Below are 18,281 nucleotides of genomic sequence, written 5' to 3'. Positions count from 1 at the left end.
GGCGCTATAGTATATGTAAAGAGACGTGCAGCGATTGCCGCGTCTTTTCTTTTCATAATGGAGTTCATATAGTAGAATAGCTGTAACTCTATGCATTCGAAGGAGGAACTAGTGTGTCCATTGAATTAAGAACGAAATACGGGCAGATTGATATATCGAATGAAGTCATTGCAATGGTTGCCGGAGGGGCTGCGATTGACTGTTACGGCATTGTTGGAATGGCCTCTAAAAACCAAATTAAAGACGGACTGACTGAAATCCTTCGGAAAGAGAATTTCAGCAGAGGTGTTCAAGTTCGCCAAGAAGCAGAACAGATACATATTGACATGTATATCATTGTCAGCTACGGCACAAAAATTTCTGAAGTGGCACATAACGTCCAAACAAAAGTAAAGTACACAGTAAATCAAACAGTCGGACTTGCAGTGGATTCTGTCAATATTTATGTCCAAGGGGTACGAGTGACGAACCCGTAGTTAGGAGGAGTAGGATTGTCTATCAGAACATTAGACGGCAAAACCTTTGCCGAGATGATTCTTGCAGGAGCACAGAATCTGTCTCAAAACGCGAGTGCGGTTGACGCGCTCAACGTGTTTCCGGTGCCGGACGGTGATACGGGAACAAACATGAACCTGTCGATGACTTCCGGGGCAAGAGAAGTGGAGCATTTGGAGACAAGTGATATCGGTAAAGTGGGCTCCGCGTTATCTAAAGGATTGCTCATGGGGGCAAGAGGGAATTCAGGAGTCATCTTGTCCCAATTGTTCCGAGGATTCAGTAAAAGCATCGAAACAAAAAAAGAAATTAATGCAAAAGAGTTTGCCGCCGCGCTGCAAGCCGGTGTCGATATGGCTTACAAAGCTGTCATGAAACCTGTGGAGGGCACCATTTTAACTGTTGCAAAAGATGCTGCGAAACAAGCGGTAGCCTTGGCGGAAAAAGAAACCGATATCATTGCGCTGATGACATCTGTGACAAAGGAAGCCGAGGCATCCTTAAACCGGACACCAGAATTGCTGCCTGTCTTGAAGGAAGTAGGTGTCGTTGACAGCGGGGGCAAAGGCCTGCTTTGTGTGTATGAAGGTTTCCTCGCTTCATTAAAAGGAGAGACTGTTCCTGAGAAAACCGTTCTCCCATCACTTGATGACATGGTTAGCGCGGAGCATCATAAGAGCGCGCAGAGTATGATGAACACGGAAGATATTGAATTCGGTTTCTGTACAGAAGTGATGGTAAAGCTCGATCAGAATAAAAGAGAATTTGATGAAGGCACATTCAGAAATGACCTCAGCCAATTTGGGGATTCTCTTTTGGTTATTGCAGACGAGTCTCTGGCGAAGGTTCATATTCATGCGGAAGAGCCGGGAAACGTGTTAAACTATGCCCAAAACTACGGTGAATTAATAAAAATCAAAATTGAAAACATGAGAGAGCAGCACACTTCCATCATCAGCCAGGACAGCGAGCCTGCTCACAGTGAGAAAGCGGCAAAGCAGCCGTACGGCATTGTGACTGTTGCAATGGGAGAAGGCATTTCTGATCTATTCAAAAGCATTGGCGCTTCCGTTGTGATTGAAGGCGGCCAGACGATGAATCCGAGCACTGAGGATATTGTCGAAGCTGTAAGGTCTGTAAATGCTGAAGCTGTGTTTATCTTACCGAATAACTCCAACATTATCATGGCTGCCAATCAAGCTGCAAGTGTGATGGGTGATAGGGTTTTTGTCATTCCTGCCAAAACCGTTCCGCAAGGGATGTCAGCACTGCTGGCATTTAATCCTGATCAAGAACCTGAAGCAAATGAAGCTAATATGCTAAGTGCGATTCAGCAAGTAAAAAGCGGACAGGTGACATACTCAGTCAGAGATACTCATATTGACGGCAAAGACATTAAAAAAGGCGACTTTATGGGAATTCTGAATGGAACGATTATCGGCACTGCTGAAGATCAGCTGTCAGCCGCGAAAATGCTGCTGTCAGAAATGATCGGAGAAGAGGACGAAATTGTTACTATCCTATATGGTGAGGATGCATCCCAGGAAGAAGCTGGGGCGCTTGAAGCGTTTCTCAGTGAAAAGTACGACGAGATTGAGGTTGAAATCCACAACGGAAAACAGCCGCTGTATTCGTATATCGTTTCTGCAGAATAGAAGGGCAAATTGCCCTTCTATTCTTATGTCTGCTTTTAAGTGCGGCAGCGCTGTAACGCGCCCGCTTGCCATTTTATTTCTGATCAATTAGTCTAGAAGCAAAGCCGCTTATAAGCTCTGTTTCATAAGGAGGAATAGCATGAAATACAGAAGCGTTTTTGATATTATCGGCCCGGTTATGATCGGTCCGTCCAGTTCGCATACAGCAGGAGCGGCGAGAATCGGGAGAGTGGCCAGAAGTTTATTTGGCAGAGAGCCTGAGCGCATCGTTGTGTCCTTTTACGGCTCTTTTGCTGAAACATATAAAGGTCACGGCACAGACGTGGCGATCATCGGCGGCCTGCTTGATTTTGATACATTTGACGAACGGATTAAAACCGCTATACAAATTGCAGAAGATAAAGGAATTGATATAGAGTTTCGGGTCGAAGACGCTGTTCCGGTTCATCCGAACACAGCTCGAATCAGTATTTCTGATGGTAAGGGAGAACTTGAACTGACAGGAATTTCAATAGGCGGAGGAAAAATTGAAATCACAGAATTAAACGGCTTTGAGCTCCGTCTGTCTGGAAACCACCCTGCCATTTTAGTTGTTCATAATGACAAGTTTGGCACCATTGCAGGTGTTGCCAATGTCCTTGCGAAATTCTCAATCAACGTTGGCCATATGGAAGTTGCCCGCAAGGATATTGGGCAGCTTGCGCTGATGACAATAGAGGTCGATCAAAATATTGACGACCACGTTCTCGACGAGCTGTCGAAGCTGCCGAACATTATTCAAGTGACAAAGATTGCTGACTAGCGAAGGGTCAGGAGGAGCCAGTTATGTTTCGTAATGTAAAGGAATTAATTGAGATTACCAAAGAAAAGCAAATATTGATCTCTGATGTAATGATCGCTCAAGAGATGGAAGTAACAGAAAAAACAAAAGAAGAGATTTTTCAGCAGATGGATCACAATCTGACTGTTATGGAAGCGGCGGTTCAAAAAGGGCTTGAAGGGGTTACGAGTCAAACAGGCCTGACCGGCGGCGATGCAGTTAAAATGCAAGCCTATATTCGATCTGGAAAAAGCTTATCGGGACCGCTGATATTAGATGCAGTATCGAAAGCTGTCGCAACAAATGAAGTAAACGCAGCCATGGGAACAATCTGTGCGACACCAACTGCCGGATCTGCGGGTGTAGTGCCGGGTACGTTATTTGCCGTGAAAGAGAAGCTGAACCCATCAAGAGAACAAATGATCCGCTTTTTATTTACGGCCGGAGCTTTCGGATTTGTCGTAGCAAATAATGCAAGTATTTCCGGTGCTGCCGGCGGGTGTCAGGCAGAGGTAGGATCTGCCTCGGGCATGGCAGCTGCGGCAATTGTTGAAATGGCAGGCGGAACACCTGAGCAAAGTGCGGAGGCCATGGCGATTACATTAAAAAATATGCTCGGCCTTGTGTGCGATCCTGTTGCGGGTCTTGTTGAAGTGCCTTGTGTGAAGCGGAATGCAATGGGCGCATCAAACGCGATGATTGCTGCTGATATGGCATTGGCAGGCATTACAAGCCGGATTCCATGTGACGAGGTCATCGATGCAATGTATAAAATCGGCCAAACGATGCCCACTGCACTTAGAGAAACAGGACAGGGCGGTTTAGCGGCAACCCCGACGGGAAGAGAATTAGAGAAAAAAATATTCGGAGGAGCGCTGGGTTCAAGTGAAACAACATCAGCAAACTAGTATAGCCAACATTAAGGGCATTGGGCCGGAGACAGAAAAAACATTAAATGAACTCGGTATTTATGACATTTCTGATCTTCTGAATTATTTCCCTTATCGCTATGATGACTACGAGCTGAGGGATTTAGAAGAAGTAAAGCATGATGAAAGAGTCACAGTTGAAGGGAAGGTTCATTCAGAGCCTTCTCTTACCTATTACGGAAAAAAACGAAACAGGCTGACATTTCGTCTTCTTGTCGGCCATTATTTAATCACCGCCGTTTGTTTTAACCGCCCTTATTTAAAGAAAAAGATTTCGCTGGGATCTGTCGTGACGATTTCCGGTAAATGGGACAAGCACCGTCAGACCATTTCTGTTCAGGAATTGAAAAACGGGCCGCATCAAGAGGATAAGAGCATTGAACCAGTCTATTCCGTGAAAGAAAATGTCACCGTCAAAATGATGAGACGTTTTATTCAGCACGGGCTGACCCAATATGCGGACTCAATACCTGATCCTCTTCCGGAAAATCTTAAAATCCGCTATAAGCTACCGGACTATCATGAGGCGTTAAAAGCGATGCACCAGCCAGAAACAAGAGAGGCATTAAAGCTGGCCAGACGGCGGTTCGTTTACGAAGAATTTTTATTATTTCAGTTGAAAATGCAAGCGTTCCGAAAGGCGGAAAGAGAGCAGTCACAAGGGATACGGCAGCGTTTTTCAAACGAAGAACTCATGAAATTTGTCAAAAGCCTCCCGTTTCCCCTCACCAACGCCCAGTCCCGCGTGCTTCGCGAAATAACAGCAGACATGTCTTCCCCATACAGAATGAACCGCCTTCTTCAAGGGGACGTCGGATCAGGAAAAACGGCAATCGCTGCCATAGCGCTTTATGCCGCAATCTTATCCGGCTATCAGGGAGCGCTTATGGTTCCGACAGAAATTCTGGCTGAACAGCATGCTGATTCGCTTGTTTCACTGTTTGAAAAGTGGGATATCAATGTCGCCCTTCTGACAAGCTCTGTAAAAGGGAAGCGCCGAAGAGAATTGCTTGAGCGGCTTGCTGCGGGAGAGATTGATATCCTTGTAGGAACCCATGCTTTAATTCAGGATGAGGTCGAGTTTAAAGCGCTAAGTCTTGTCATCACGGATGAGCAGCATCGATTTGGAGTTGAACAGCGGAAGAAGCTTCGGAACAAAGGGCAGGATCCCGATGTGCTCTTTATGACAGCCACTCCGATTCCGAGAACCCTAGCGATCACTGTTTTTGGTGAAATGGATGTCTCCGTCATTGATGAAATGCCGGCGGGGCGCAAAAAAATCGAAACCTATTGGGTGAAGCATGACATGCTGGACCGCATTCTGGCATTCGTCGAAAAAGAATTAAAGCAGGGCAGACAGGCGTATATTATCTGTCCGCTGATCGAAGAATCAGACAAGCTTGATGTGCAAAACGCCATAGACGTATACAATATGCTTTCTGATGTGTTTCGAGGAACATGGAACGTCGGCCTTATGCACGGAAAACTGCATCCCGATGAAAAAGATCAGGTGATGAGGGAATTCAGCGCGAATACGTGTCAAATTCTCGTATCAACCACTGTTGTTGAAGTCGGGGTGAATGTCCCGAATGCAACGATTATGGTCATTTACGACGCCGATCGCTTTGGCTTGTCCCAGCTTCATCAGCTGCGCGGCCGTGTCGGCCGCGGCGAGCATCAATCCTACTGCATTCTTATGGCTGATCCGAAATCAGAAACAGGAAAAGAACGTATGAGAATCATGTCGGAAACCAATGACGGCTTTGAACTGTCTGAAAAGGATTTGGAACTGAGAGGCCCGGGGGATTTCTTTGGAAAAAAACAAAGCGGAATGCCTGAGTTTAAGGTGGCGGACATGGTTCATGATTACAGAGCGCTTGAAACGGCAAGGCAGGACGCTGCAAATCTTGTGGCTTCGGAAGTGTTCTGGAAGGACCCTGAATACGGGGTGCTAAGAGAGCATTTGCTGAAAAGCGGAGTCATGGATGGGGAAAAATTGAGCTGAGGTAAGAAGTTTTTGGTGTTCAGCCAGAAACAATCATTGCATTCCAATCTATGAAATTATATACTACTATTAGTACCTAGTCTTAATTGTCCGGACGGTGTTTAGATATGAGAAGAAATAAGAAAGAACGCCAGGAATTACTTCAGCAGACGATCAAAGCAACCCCATTTATTACAGATGAAGAATTAGCGGGTAAATTCGGAGTAAGCATTCAGACGATTCGTTTGGACCGCTTGGAGCTTTCCATACCGGAGCTGAGAGAAAGAATTAAGAACGTGGCAGAGAAAACGCTTGAAGATGAAGTGAAGTCCCTGTCATTAGACGAAGTCATCGGAGAAATTATTGACCTTGAGCTGGATGATCAGGCGATTTCTATTTTAGAGATAAAACAGGAGCATGTATTCAGCCGGAATCAAATAGCGAGAGGACACCATTTATTTGCTCAGGCGAATTCCTTGGCTGTTGCCATTATAGATGACGAATTGGCGCTTACTGCAAGTGCAGACATCCGCTTTACCAGGCAGGTAAAGCAGGGTGAACGAGTCGTTGCGAAAGCGAAAGTAACGGCGGTTGATAAAGAAAAAGGAAGAACGGTTGTCGAAGTGAACAGCTATGTTGCAGAGGAAATTGTTTTTTCTGGACATTTTGACATGTACCGTTCAAAACATTCATAAAGGTGGAGCATGCATGAGAATAGCTGTAGATGCAATGGGAGGAGACCACGCTCCCAAAGCTGTTATTGACGGAGTTATGAAGGGGATAGAGTCATTTGATGATCTTCATATTACACTTGTCGGTGACAAAACTACAATAGAATCATATTTAACAACATCATCAGATCGCATCACGGTGCTGCACGCAGATGAAGTGATTGAGCCTACGGACGAACCGGTCCGCGCCGTGCGGAGAAAAAAGAACTCTTCTATGGTCCTGATGGCGCAGGAAGTCGCGGAAGGCAGAGCTGACGCCTGCATTTCAGCAGGAAATACCGGCGCGCTAATGACAGCCGGCCTGTTTATTGTGGGAAGAATTAAAGGAATTGACCGCCCTGCGCTTGCACCGACATTGCCGACTGTTTCAGGCGGCGGATTTCTGCTCCTTGATGTCGGCGCGAATGTAGATGCCAAACCTGAGCATCTCGTTCAATATGCCATTATGGGTTCTGTTTATTCCCAGCAAGTCCGGGGTGTGACTTCACCGAGAATCGGACTTTTGAATGTCGGAACAGAAGATAAAAAAGGAAACGAACTGACGAAGCAGGCGTTCCAATTATTAAAAAAGGCAAACATCAACTTTATCGGAAACGTGGAAGCGCGTGACCTTTTAGACGATGTAGCAGATGTCGTAGTAACGGACGGATTTACCGGGAATGTTACACTCAAAACGCTTGAAGGCTCTGCGATGTCCATTTTTAAAATGATGAGAGAAGCGCTCACGTCAAACTTTACATCTAAGCTTGCGGCAGCTGTGCTGAAGCCGAAAATGAAAGAAATGAAAATGAAAATGGATTATTCCGAATACGGCGGAGCAAGCCTTTTCGGTTTGAAAGCGCCGGTAATCAAGGCACACGGCTCGTCTGATGCCCGTGCGGTTTACCATGCGATCCGCCAAGCCAGAGAGATGGTCAGCCAAAATGTGGCAGCGCTCATCCAAGAAGAAGTAAAAGAAGAAGAAAAAACAGATGAATAGTCTGGAGGTTTTAACATCATGAGTAAGATTGCATTTTTATTCCCTGGTCAGGGATCACAATTTATCGGCATGGGAAAAGAGCTTTATGAGCAGGTGCCTGCTGCAAAACGTCTGTTTGATGAAGCTGACGAAACATTGGAAACAAAGCTCAGCTCATTGATTTTTGAAGGTGATGCCAAAGAATTAACGCTTACATACAATGCGCAGCCTGCTTTGCTGACGACTAGCATTGCTGTGCTTGAGAAATTTAAAGAATCAGGCATTACACCTGATTTCACAGCCGGACACAGCCTTGGAGAATATTCTGCACTGGTGGCGGCTGGCGCAATGAGCTTTAAAGACGCTGTTTATACTGTCAGAAAACGCGGTGAGTTCATGAACGAAGCGGTGCCGGCCGGAGAAGGAGCGATGGCTGCTATTCTCGGCATGGATGCCGACGCGTTGAAACAAGTAACCGATAAAGTCACTGAGGACGGCCACCTTGTGCAGCTTGCCAACCTCAACTGTCCCGGACAGATTGTTATTTCCGGAACGGCAAAAGGAGTAGAGCTTGCATCTGAACAGGCTAAAGAGAACGGCGCTAAACGAGCGATTCCGCTTGACGTAAGCGGTCCGTTCCATTCTGAACTGATGAAGCCTGCCGCTGAAAAGCTGAAAGAAGTTTTGGACTCCTGTGAACTGAAAAACGCAGATGTGCCGGTGATCTCAAATGTTTCTGCAGATGTGATGACAGATAAGGAAGAGATTAAAGAAAAACTCATTGAGCAGCTGTACTCCCCGGTTCGTTTTGAGGAAACTGTTAACAAGCTGATTGCAGAGGGTGTTACGACGTTTATTGAAATCGGTCCCGGCAAAGTGCTTTCAGGCCTTGTGAAAAAAGTAAACAGACGCTTAAAAACCATTGCCGTATCAGACCCGGAAACGATTGAACTGGCAATTCAAACGCTTAAGGAGGAGAATGAGAATGCTTAATGAAAAAACAGCTGTTGTCACTGGCGCATCCCGCGGAATCGGCCGTTCAATCGCCCTTGACCTGGCCAAAAACGGTGCAAATGTTGTCGTTAACTACTCAGGCAGCGAAGCGAAAGCAAATGAAGTTGTAGATGAAATCAAATCAATGGGCAGAAAAGCGATTGCTGTCAAAGCCGATGTATCAAATCCTGAAGATGTACAAAACATGATAAAAGAAGCGATTTCTGTTTTCTCTACGGTCGACATTCTAGTGAACAACGCCGGAATCACAAAAGACAATCTCATCATGAGAATGAAAGAAGATGAGTGGGATGATGTCATTAACATTAACCTGAAGGGTGTTTTCAACTGTACGAAAGCTGTCACAAGACAAATGATGAAGCAGCGTTCAGGCCGGATTATTAACGTATCATCTATTGTCGGCGTTAGCGGAAATCCTGGACAAGCCAACTACGTGGCTGCAAAAGCAGGTGTGATCGGCTTAACGAAATCTTCAGCTAAAGAGCTCGCAAGCCGAAATATCACCGTTAATGCGATTGCGCCTGGATTTATCTCAACTGATATGACAGATAAGCTTGCAAAAGATGTTCAAGATGAAATGCTGAAACAAATTCCGCTCGCTCGCTTTGGCGATCCCAGCGATGTCAGCAGTGTCGTGACGTTTCTAGCTTCAGAGGGAGCGCGTTATATGACAGGCCAGACCCTTCATATTGACGGCGGAATGGTAATGTAAGTTTTTTTCTTGAAAATTTCATCATAGTTACTCTAGTTTTTTAAAAACGAATCCACTATAATACTTGAGGGGAGGTGAATTGCTATGGCAGATACATTAGAGCGTGTAACGAAAATCATCGTAGATCGCCTTGGCGTTGATGAAGCAGACGTCAAACTTGAAGCTTCTTTCAAGGAAGACTTAGGTGCTGATTCCCTAGATGTAGTTGAGCTTGTTATGGAACTTGAAGACGAGTTTGATATGGAAATTTCTGACGAAGATGCTGAAAAGATTGCAACAGTCGGCGACGCTGTGAACTACATACAAAACCAGCAATAAGCTGATGCTAAAAGTCCCGCCGAAACGCGGGGCTTTAGCCCTTTATTCGTGCAGTTATTACAGCATGCCGCTTTTACGCGCGCTGTATCCGGTTTAGTCAGAGAAGCGCGGTGAACCTGATGTGCCTATGGAGGTTACTATGTCAAAACACTCACATTACAAAGATAAGAAAAAGTTCTATAAAAAAATAGAACAATTTAAAGAGTTTCAAGAACGGATCTCGGTTCACTTTCAAAATGAAAAGCTTTTGTATCAAGCATTTACACATTCATCTTATGTGAATGAGCATCGGAAAAAGCCGTATGAAGATAATGAAAGGCTTGAATTTTTAGGTGACGCTGTTTTGGAACTGACGATCTCCAGATTCTTATTTGCCAAGTATCCGGCTATGAGTGAAGGAGATTTGACGAAATTGAGAGCCGCGATTGTATGCGAACCGTCTCTCGTTTCATTGGCTCACGAACTGTCATTCGGCGATCTTGTCCTATTGGGGAAAGGCGAGGAAATGACAGGCGGCAGAAAACGTCCAGCGCTTTTGGCGGATGTCTTCGAAGCATTTATCGGAGCCTTGTATCTTGACCAGGGATTAGAGCCGGTCGAAAGTTTCTTAAAAGTCTATGTGTTCCCTAAAATAAACGATGGTGCTTTTTCTCATGTGATGGATTTTAAAAGCCAGCTGCAGGAATACGTGCAGCGGGACGGCAAAGGCTCGCTGGAGTATAAAATATCCAACGAAAAAGGACCTGCCCATAACCGTGAATTCGAAGCCATCGTATCTCTAAAAGGTGAACCACTCGGAGTCGGAAACGGCCGTTCAAAGAAAGAAGCCGAACAGCACGCTGCTCAGGAAGCTCTAGCTAAATTGCAAAAACACCATACTAAACAATAAAATCCCCCTAAGCTATAAGGGGGATTTCAGTATGTTTGCCGTCTTATTTCATCCATGTTTATGATAAAATTGAAATACTTATTACATAAGGAGGATCGCTATGTTCCTCAAACGTTTAGACGTTATAGGATTTAAATCATTTGCAGAACGGATTTCCGTTGATTTTGTAAAAGGCGTCACTGCAGTTGTCGGCCCGAACGGAAGCGGAAAAAGCAATATCACAGACGCTATTCGCTGGGTTCTTGGAGAACAATCAGCACGTTCCCTTCGCGGCGGAAAAATGGAAGATATTATTTTTGCCGGCAGTGATTCGAGAAAACGGTTAAATCTTGCCGAAGTTACGCTTACGCTTGATAATGACGATCATTTTTTGCCGATTGACTTCCACGAGGTCAGTGTCACAAGGCGTGTGTACAGATCTGGCGAGAGTGAATTCTTAATTAACAATCAGCCGTGCCGCTTAAAAGATATTATTGATTTATTTATGGACTCAGGACTTGGAAAAGAAGCATTTTCGATTATCAGCCAAGGGAAAGTGGAAGAAATCCTGAGCAGCAAAGCGGAGGACCGCCGCAGTATCTTTGAAGAAGCAGCCGGGGTGCTCAAATACAAAACGAGAAAGAAAAAAGCAGAAAACAAGCTGTTTGAAACCCAGGATAATTTAAATCGGGTAGAAGATATATTACATGAGCTGGAAGGTCAGGTTGAACCTCTTAAAATACAGGCCTCAATCGCGAAAGACTACCTGGAGAAAAAGAAAGAGCTTGAGCACGTTGAAATTGCGCTGACCGCTTATGATATTGAAGAACTGCACGCCAAATGGTCAAGCCTTCAGGAGAAAGTGCAAGCCGCAAAGGAAGAAGAGCTTGCTGAATCGTCTGCTATTTCAGCAAAAGAAGCGAAAATTGAAGATGCGCGCGACAAAATTCAAGCGCTCGATGAATCAGTGGACGAGCTCCAGCAAGTCTTGCTTGTGACAAGTGAGGAGCTTGAAAAGCTGGAAGGGCGCAAAGAAGTACTGAAAGAACGCAAAAAAAACGCTGTGCAAAACCGCGAACAGCTTGCAGAAGCCATCGTACAGTTTCAGCAAAAAGAAGCTGTGCTGAAAGAAGATCTTGCGAAGCAGGAAGCAGTCTTTGAAGCGCTTCAGACAGAAGTCAAAGATTTAAAAGCACAGGTGAAGGAAAAGCAGCAGGCTCTCAGTCTTCACAATGAAAATGTCGAAGAGAAAATTGAGCAGCTGAAAAGCGATTACTTTGAGCTGTTAAACAGCCAGGCGTCGATTCGTAATGAGCTCCAGCTGCTCGATGACCAGATGTCCCAATCAGCAGTTATCCAACAGAGGCTAGCTGATAATAATGAAAAGCATCTGCAGGAACGGCGCGATATTTCCGCCCAAAAAGCTGCATGTGAAACCGAGTTTGCCCGCATAGAGCAGGAGATTCACAGCCAAGTCGGCGCGTATCGAGAAATGCAGGTTAAATACGAACAGAAAAAGCGTCAGTATGAGAAAAATGAATCTGCTCTTTACCAAGCATACCAATACGTCCAGCAGGCGAGGTCGAAAAAAGACATGCTTGAGACGATGCAGGGAGATTTCTCCGGCTTTTATCAGGGTGTTAAAGAGGTGCTGAAAGCGAAAGAGCGGCTTGGCGGAATTCGCGGGGCAGTCCTTGAGCTGATGTCAACAGAACAAAAGTATGAAACGGCTATTGAAATAGCACTCGGAGCTTCAGCACAGCATGTCGTGACCGATGATGAACAGTCCGCCCGTAAAGCAATTCAATATTTGAAACAGAATTCGTTCGGCCGGGCGACATTTCTGCCGCTTTCTGTCATCAAAGACCGTCAGCTTCAAAGCAGGGACGTGGCAACTGCGAAGCAGCATCCGTCATTTCTCGGGGTTGCCAGTGATCTTGTCACATTTGATCCCGCGTATCGCCGTATCATTCAAAACCTGCTCGGCACCGTTTTGATTACAGAGCATTTAAAAGGCGCAAACGAGCTTGCGAAGCTGCTTGGGCACCGGTACCGCATCGTAACTCTCGAGGGCGATGTCGTAAATCCTGGAGGTTCAATGACGGGGGGCGCCGTTAAAAAGAAAAACAACTCCCTGTTAGGAAGAAGCCGGGAACTTGAGGATGTCACCCAGCGGCTGGCTGAGATGGAAGAAAAAACAGCGCAGCTTGAACAAGAGGTCAAAACCCTTAAGCAATCCATTCAGGAGATGGAGAAAAAACTGGCTGATTTAAGAGAGGCCGGGGAAGGCTTAAGAGTGAAGCAGCAGGATGTGAAAGGCCAGCTGTATGAGCTTCAAGTTGCTGAGAAGAATATCAATACGCACTTAGAGCTCTATGATCAAGAAAAATCAGCTCTGTCAGATAGCGATCGAGAGAAGAAAGCGCGCAAACGCGAGCTGGAAGAAAAGCTTTCTTCCGTATCTGAAAGAATGAAACAGCTTGAAGAGGATATTGAAAGACTGACAAAACAAAAACAGACACAGTCCTCTACAAAAGAGTCCCTCTCCAATGAGCTGACTGAGCTGAAGATCGCAGCAGCGAAAAAAGAGCAAGCATGTCAGAGCGAAGAGGACAACCTCGCTAGATTAAAGAAAGAGCTCCAAGAAACAGGGCTTGCTTTAAAAGAGGCGAAAGAGGATTTAAGCTTCTTAACGTCAGAAATGTCATCAAGCACAAGCGGCGAAGAAAAACTGGAAGAGGCCGCAAAACATAAATTAAATGACAAAACAAAAACAATTGAATTGATTGCGTTAAGGCGCGACCAGAGGATCAAACTTCAGCAGGGGCTTGATACGTATGAGCGCGAGCTGAAAGAAATGAAACGCCTGTATAAACAAAAAACAACGCTCTTAAAAGACGAGGAAGTAAAACTAGGCCGAATGGAAGTCGAGCTTGATAATTTGCTGCAATACTTGCGGGAAGAATACAGCTTGTCCTTTGAGGGAGCCAAAGAGAAATATCAGCTTGAAACAGATCCTGAGGAAGCACGAAAGCGCGTGAAGCTGATTAAACTCGCAATAGAAGAGCTTGGAACGGTAAACCTCGGAAGCATAGATGAGTTTGAGAGGGTTAACGAACGCTATCAATTCTTGTCAGAGCAAAAAGAAGATTTAACAGAAGCAAAAAATACCCTGTTTCAAGTGATTGAGGAAATGGACGAAGAGATGACGAAACGCTTTAACGACACATTCGTCCAAATCCGCTCACACTTTGATCAAGTCTTCCGCTCCTTATTCGGAGGAGGGCGAGCGGAATTAAGGCTTACCGATCCGAATGATCTGCTGCATTCCGGGGTAGAAATTATCGCGCAGCCGCCGGGAAAAAAACTGCAAAACTTAAACCTTTTGTCTGGCGGAGAGCGTGCGCTTACTGCTATTGCGCTTTTATTCTCAATTTTAAAGGTGCGCCCTGTGCCGTTTTGTGTTCTTGACGAGGTAGAAGCAGCACTTGACGAAGCAAATGTGTTCCGGTTTGCGCAGTATTTGAAAAAATACAGCGCCGATACCCAGTTTATTGTGATTACCCACAGAAAAGGCACTATGGAGGAAGCCGATGTGCTTTACGGCGTGACAATGCCGGAGTCAGGTGTTTCTAAGGTCATCTCAGTGAAGCTGGAAGAGACAAAAGAATTCGTTCAGTAACGAGGAAAGAGGTTATAAGATGAGTTTTTTTAAAAAATTAAAAGAGAAAATCACAAAGCAGACAGATTCCGTATCTGAAAAATTTAAGGACGGCCTTGAAAAAACAAGAAACTCCTTTCAAAATAAAGTGAATGATCTCGTGTCCCGTTACCGTAAAATTGATGAGGACTTCTTCGAAGAGCTTGAAGAGGTTCTGATCAGTGCTGATGTCGGTTTTACAACGGTTATGGAGCTGATAGACGAGCTCAAAAAAGAAGTGAAGCGCAGAAATATTCAAGATCCGCAGGAAGTGCAGTCTGTTATTTCTGAAAAGCTGGTGGAGATTTATAACAGCGGAGACGAACAAATATCTGAGCTGAACATTCAGGAAGGGCGTTTGAATGTCATTCTCCTAGTCGGCGTAAATGGAGTCGGCAAAACGACAACGATCGGAAAGCTTGCTCATAAACTAAAGCAAGAAGGGAAGTCTGTTGTACTCGCTGCCGGAGACACTTTCAGAGCAGGAGCGATTGAACAGCTTGAAGTATGGGGAGAACGTACCGGTGTGCCTGTCATTAAACAGGCGGCGGGCAGCGATCCTGCGGCTGTCATCTATGATGCTGTTCACGCTGCCAAAGCGAGAGAAGCTGATGTGTTAATTTGTGATACGGCAGGGCGTCTTCAAAACAAGGTAAACCTGATGAAGGAGCTCGAAAAGGTGAAGCGTGTTATCGAAAGAGAAGTGCCGGAAGCGCCTCATGAGGTGCTGCTCGCCCTTGATGCCACGACTGGCCAAAACGCAATGGCGCAGGCGAAGGAGTTCTCGAAAGCAACAAACGTAACAGGAATTGCTTTAACAAAACTTGACGGCACTGCAAAAGGCGGTATTGTCCTTGCGATTCGCAACGAGCTTCATATCCCGGTTAAATTAGTAGGATTAGGAGAAAAAGTTGATGATCTTCAGGAGTTTGACGCTGAATCTTACGTATACGGCCTCTTTTCAGATTTAGTGGAAAAAGCGGAGGATTAATATTTTCCGGGTTCCCCCGATTATAGAAAGACAGCCCCCAAAACCCTAGGGGGCTGTTTTGTTATCGTCTCACTTGATAGGCGAAATGATAAAGGCTGTTATCAGTGGATAGCAATTTCGCATCACCGGAATAAACCCTGAATGGGATGATGTCGTAGTAATGAACGGAAACAGATGTGTAATACGTGTAGTAGCCAGCAGCAGGCCCTAAATACATTGGAACGTCAAACTTTCCGTTTTCATCGGTTGTTCCCGCAGCTGTCTTTGTTGTATTCCCGACTTTCGTATCTGCTTCGAAGCTGACTGGTGTGTTTGGCACTGGCGCTCCATTTTCGTCGAGCAATGTACCGCTTATCGTAATATTGTACTTGACTCGCCATAATTGGCCCTGTCCGTAATTGATTTTGCCGTACACGCCTCCGTCCGTGCTAATATTTGAGATGGATGCCTTATAAGGGCCTCCGGCCGCAGCTGCTTGCTGGGCGGGAAAAATAAATGGTAATACGGCAGCCAAGCATAACATAAACAATAAACCGATTTTTTTCATGAGAAATCCTCCTTTTAAATATGGTTCATATACAATATCGGAATAAATTGGATGATGTTTAGTTAATATTGGAAAAAGTTATCAATGCTTTGACAAGATAAAAACTTGACACTCGCATTAAAACCATGTAAACTAAGTTATCGTAAAGGGATTTGACTTAACAAAGGGGAGAGCTCATATGTCGCTCGAAAAGACAACGAGAATGAATTATCTGTTTGATTTTTATCAGTCGTTGTTGACGTCTAAACAGAAGAGCTATATGTCTCTTTATTATTTGGACGATTTCTCCCTTGGCGAAATAGCCGAAGAATATGAGGTTTCAAGACAAGCTGTTTATGATAACATCAAACGAACAGAAGCGATGCTTGAACAATATGAAGAAAAGCTGCTCCTTTTGAAAAAGTTTCAGGAGCGTAAAGAGATGTTTAATAAGCTGAAGGAGCTTGCTTCCGGTTCTAAAGAAGAGGAAGAAATTACAGCTCTGATTAAAGCGCTTGAGAAATTAGATTAGGAGGCGGCAAACTATGGCATTTGAAGGATTAGCCGACCGACTGCAGCAGACGATTTCTAAAATCCGCGGAAAAGGGAAAGTCAGCGAACAAGATGTAAAAGAAATGATGCGTGAGGTTCGTCTTGCGCTGCTTGAGGCTGACGTTAACTTTAAAGTAGTAAAGGATTTTGTGAAAAAAGTAAGTGAACGGGCTGTAGGCCAAGACGTCATGAAAAGCCTGACGCCCGGCCAGCAGGTCATTAAAGTCGTTAAAGAGGAACTGACAGAGCTGATGGGCGGCGAAGAAAGCAAAATTGCCGTCGCGAAGCGGCCGCCAACTGTTATTATGATGGTTGGTCTCCAGGGTGCCGGTAAAACGACAACGAGCGGTAAACTTGCAAATCTGCTGCGCAAAAAGCACAATCGCAAACCGATGCTGGTTGCTGCCGATATTTACCGTCCTGCTGCAATCAAGCAGCTGGAAACGCTCGGCAAGCAGCTCGACATGCCTGTTTTTTCCCTTGGTGATCAGGTCAGCCCTGTAGAAATAGCCAAGCAGGCTATTGAAAAAGCCAAGGAAGAACACTATGATTATGTCATTTTGGACACAGCAGGACGTTTGCATATCGACCATGAGCTTATGGATGAACTGACCCAAGTGAAAGAAATCGCGAATCCGGAAGAAATCTTTCTGGTTGTCGATTCAATGACCGGGCAGGATGCCGTGAATGTAGCCAAAAGCTTTAACGAACAGCTCGGTTTAACCGGTGTTGTATTAACGAAGCTTGATGGAGACACGCGCGGCGGTGCTGCACTTTCCATTCGTGCGGTGACAAACACGCCGATTAAATTCGCCGGTTTAGGCGAAAAGCTTGATGCATTAGAAGCTTTCCATCCTGAACGCATGGCATCAAGGATTCTCGGCATGGGTGACGTGTTAACATTGATTGAAAAAGCTCAGGCAACCGTCGATGAAGACAAGGCCAAAGAGCTGGAACAAAAAATGAGAACAATGAGCTTCACATTGGACGATTTTCTCGAGCAGCTCGGGCAGGTCAGAAACATGGGGCCTCTGGATGAGCTTCTGCAAATGATGCCGGGTGCAGGTAAGATGAAAGGCTTGAAAAATATTCAAGTTGATGAAAAGCAGCTGAATCATGTGGAAGCGATCATTAAATCGATGACTGTTCTTGAAAAAGAACAGCCGGATATCATTAATGCCAGCCGGCGCAAGCGGATTGCGAAAGGAAGCGGGACGTCCGTACAGGAAGTCAACCGTCTGCTTAAGCAGTTTGACGAAATGAAAAAGATGATGAAGCAAATGACAAACATGTCAAAAGGAAAGAAAAAAGGATTTAAGTTACCTTTTATGTAATCGGTTATACATGATAAAACCGTTGTTAAGAAAAAACACTTTACAAACACTTTTATCATTGTTAATATACTATCTTGTTGAAATATTTTCGGAGGTGCTAGTAAAATGGCAGTAAAAATTCGTTTAAAACGTATGGGAGCAAAAAAATCTCCTTTCTATCGTATTGTTGTAGCAGATTCTCGTTCACCGCGTGACGGCCGTTTCATCGAAACAGTCGGCACTTACAACCCGGTTGCAAAACCAGCGGAAGTAAAAATTGATGAAGAGCTTGCTCTTAAATGGCTTCAAACTGGAGCGAAACCATCTGATACAGTTCGCAACTTGTTCTCTAGCCAAGGAATCATGGAAAAATTCCACAACGCTAAACAAGGCAAGTAATGACTGATCAACACTTGGAAGATTTGATTGTCACGATTGTGACGCCGCTTGTTGATCATCCAGATGACATTCGGGTCATAAGAGAAGAAACCGATCAAAAGATTGCGCTGCGCTTATCTGTTCATAAGTCAGATACCGGTAAAGTTATCGGGAAGCAAGGCCGGACTGCAAAAGCGATTCGAACAGCTGTATTTGCAGCTGGCGCACAGTCTTCTAAGAAAGTTCAATTTGAAATATTTGACTAAAAGGGAGAGGGCCGGCACCTCCCCTTTTTTTACACGCAAAAAACGGGTAAACTGATAGAAGATAAGACAAG

The 18,281-nt window shown here is 45.0% G+C and carries 18 protein-coding genes; 17 read left to right on the top strand and 1 reads right to left on the bottom strand.

Annotated features, from left to right (window positions below; genetic code table 11):
- The first annotated feature begins 113 nt into the window (after window positions 1-113).
- From V6D42_RS06400 to ftsY, 13 genes are all read left to right on the top strand, one after another.
- A complete protein-coding gene (locus tag V6D42_RS06400; RefSeq protein ID WP_024121367.1) occupies window positions 114-476 on the top strand; it encodes an Asp23/Gls24 family envelope stress response protein in 363 nt (120 codons plus the stop codon).
- A gap of 15 nt (window positions 477-491) precedes the next feature.
- Window positions 492-2,150 (top strand): DAK2 domain-containing protein, encoded by a 1,659-nt coding sequence (locus tag V6D42_RS06395; RefSeq protein ID WP_326202325.1) that lies wholly within the window; start codon window positions 492-494, stop codon window positions 2,148-2,150.
- A gap of 139 nt (window positions 2,151-2,289) precedes the next feature.
- Window positions 2,290-2,952, top strand: coding sequence for an L-serine ammonia-lyase, iron-sulfur-dependent subunit beta (gene sdaAB, locus V6D42_RS06390; RefSeq protein ID WP_010334213.1), 663 nt, complete (start codon window positions 2,290-2,292; stop codon window positions 2,950-2,952).
- 23 nt (window positions 2,953-2,975) lie between these two features.
- Window positions 2,976-3,878 (top strand): L-serine ammonia-lyase, iron-sulfur-dependent, subunit alpha, encoded by a 903-nt coding sequence (gene sdaAA / locus V6D42_RS06385; RefSeq protein ID WP_326202328.1) that lies wholly within the window; start codon window positions 2,976-2,978, stop codon window positions 3,876-3,878.
- Window positions 3,856-5,904: an ATP-dependent DNA helicase RecG gene (gene recG / locus V6D42_RS06380; protein ID WP_333512688.1), complete on the top strand. Its 2,049-nt coding sequence runs from the start codon at window positions 3,856-3,858 to the stop codon at window positions 5,902-5,904. The genes sdaAA and recG overlap by 23 nt, the downstream gene beginning before the upstream one ends.
- A gap of 107 nt (window positions 5,905-6,011) precedes the next feature.
- Entirely contained in the window at window positions 6,012-6,578 is a 567-nt protein-coding gene (fapR, locus tag V6D42_RS06375; RefSeq protein ID WP_029441255.1) for a transcription factor FapR, read from the top strand.
- A 13-nt stretch (window positions 6,579-6,591) separates the two neighbouring features.
- On the top strand, window positions 6,592-7,593 hold the full coding sequence (gene plsX / locus V6D42_RS06370) for a phosphate acyltransferase PlsX (RefSeq protein WP_326202333.1): 1,002 nt from the start codon (window positions 6,592-6,594) through the stop codon (window positions 7,591-7,593).
- Between the two features lie 18 nt (window positions 7,594-7,611).
- A complete protein-coding gene (gene fabD / locus V6D42_RS06365; protein ID WP_168747803.1) occupies window positions 7,612-8,565 on the top strand; it encodes an ACP S-malonyltransferase in 954 nt (317 codons plus the stop codon).
- Window positions 8,558-9,298, top strand: a complete 741-nt coding sequence (gene fabG / locus V6D42_RS06360; RefSeq protein ID WP_010334219.1) for a 3-oxoacyl-[acyl-carrier-protein] reductase — start codon at window positions 8,558-8,560, stop codon at window positions 9,296-9,298. The genes fabD and fabG overlap by 8 nt, the downstream gene beginning before the upstream one ends.
- Window positions 9,299-9,382: 84 nt before the next feature.
- Window positions 9,383-9,616 carry an acyl carrier protein gene (acpP, locus tag V6D42_RS06355; RefSeq protein WP_003154310.1) on the top strand — a complete coding sequence of 78 codons (234 nt, stop codon included), beginning with the start codon at window positions 9,383-9,385 and terminating at the stop codon, window positions 9,614-9,616.
- A 139-nt stretch (window positions 9,617-9,755) separates the two neighbouring features.
- Window positions 9,756-10,505: a ribonuclease III gene (gene rncS, locus V6D42_RS06350; protein WP_010334220.1), complete on the top strand. Its 750-nt coding sequence runs from the start codon at window positions 9,756-9,758 to the stop codon at window positions 10,503-10,505.
- Between the two features lie 100 nt (window positions 10,506-10,605).
- A complete protein-coding gene (smc, locus tag V6D42_RS06345; protein WP_333512687.1) occupies window positions 10,606-14,166 on the top strand; it encodes a chromosome segregation protein SMC in 3,561 nt (1,186 codons plus the stop codon).
- A gap of 19 nt (window positions 14,167-14,185) precedes the next feature.
- Window positions 14,186-15,175, top strand: a complete 990-nt coding sequence (gene ftsY, locus V6D42_RS06340) for a signal recognition particle-docking protein FtsY (protein ID WP_044155917.1) — start codon at window positions 14,186-14,188, stop codon at window positions 15,173-15,175.
- A gap of 61 nt (window positions 15,176-15,236) precedes the next feature.
- Here the strand turns inward: ftsY and V6D42_RS06335 are convergent, their stop codons facing one another.
- Window positions 15,237-15,722 carry an Ig-like domain-containing protein gene (locus tag V6D42_RS06335; RefSeq protein WP_333512686.1) on the bottom strand — a complete coding sequence of 162 codons (486 nt, stop codon included), beginning with the start codon at window positions 15,720-15,722 and terminating at the stop codon, window positions 15,237-15,239.
- Between the two features lie 178 nt (window positions 15,723-15,900).
- Here V6D42_RS06335 and V6D42_RS06330 point away from each other — a divergent pair, with 178 nt between their 5' ends.
- The 4 genes from V6D42_RS06330 to V6D42_RS06315 all read left to right on the top strand — a co-directional run bounded on the left by V6D42_RS06330 (window position 15,901) and on the right by V6D42_RS06315 (window position 18,210).
- Window positions 15,901-16,233, top strand: a complete 333-nt coding sequence (locus V6D42_RS06330) for a putative DNA-binding protein (RefSeq protein ID WP_333512685.1) — start codon at window positions 15,901-15,903, stop codon at window positions 16,231-16,233.
- A gap of 13 nt (window positions 16,234-16,246) precedes the next feature.
- Complete coding sequence (gene ffh / locus V6D42_RS06325; RefSeq protein ID WP_024121380.1) at window positions 16,247-17,587, top strand: signal recognition particle protein; 1,341 nt, start codon at window positions 16,247-16,249, stop codon at window positions 17,585-17,587.
- Between the two features lie 105 nt (window positions 17,588-17,692).
- A complete protein-coding gene (gene rpsP, locus V6D42_RS06320; protein WP_003220815.1) occupies window positions 17,693-17,965 on the top strand; it encodes a 30S ribosomal protein S16 in 273 nt (90 codons plus the stop codon).
- On the top strand, window positions 17,965-18,210 hold the full coding sequence (locus tag V6D42_RS06315) for a KH domain-containing protein (protein ID WP_024121381.1): 246 nt from the start codon (window positions 17,965-17,967) through the stop codon (window positions 18,208-18,210). The genes rpsP and V6D42_RS06315 overlap by 1 nt, the downstream gene beginning before the upstream one ends.
- Window positions 18,211-18,281 lie beyond the last annotated feature (71 nt).

The organism is Bacillus sp. 0909A, from assembly GCF_036765115.1.
GTDB classification, from domain to species: Bacteria; Bacillota; Bacilli; order Bacillales; family Bacillaceae; genus Bacillus; species Bacillus mojavensis.
Note: the sequence above shows the minus strand (reverse complement) of the source record. Positions and strands in the feature narration are given on the sequence as shown.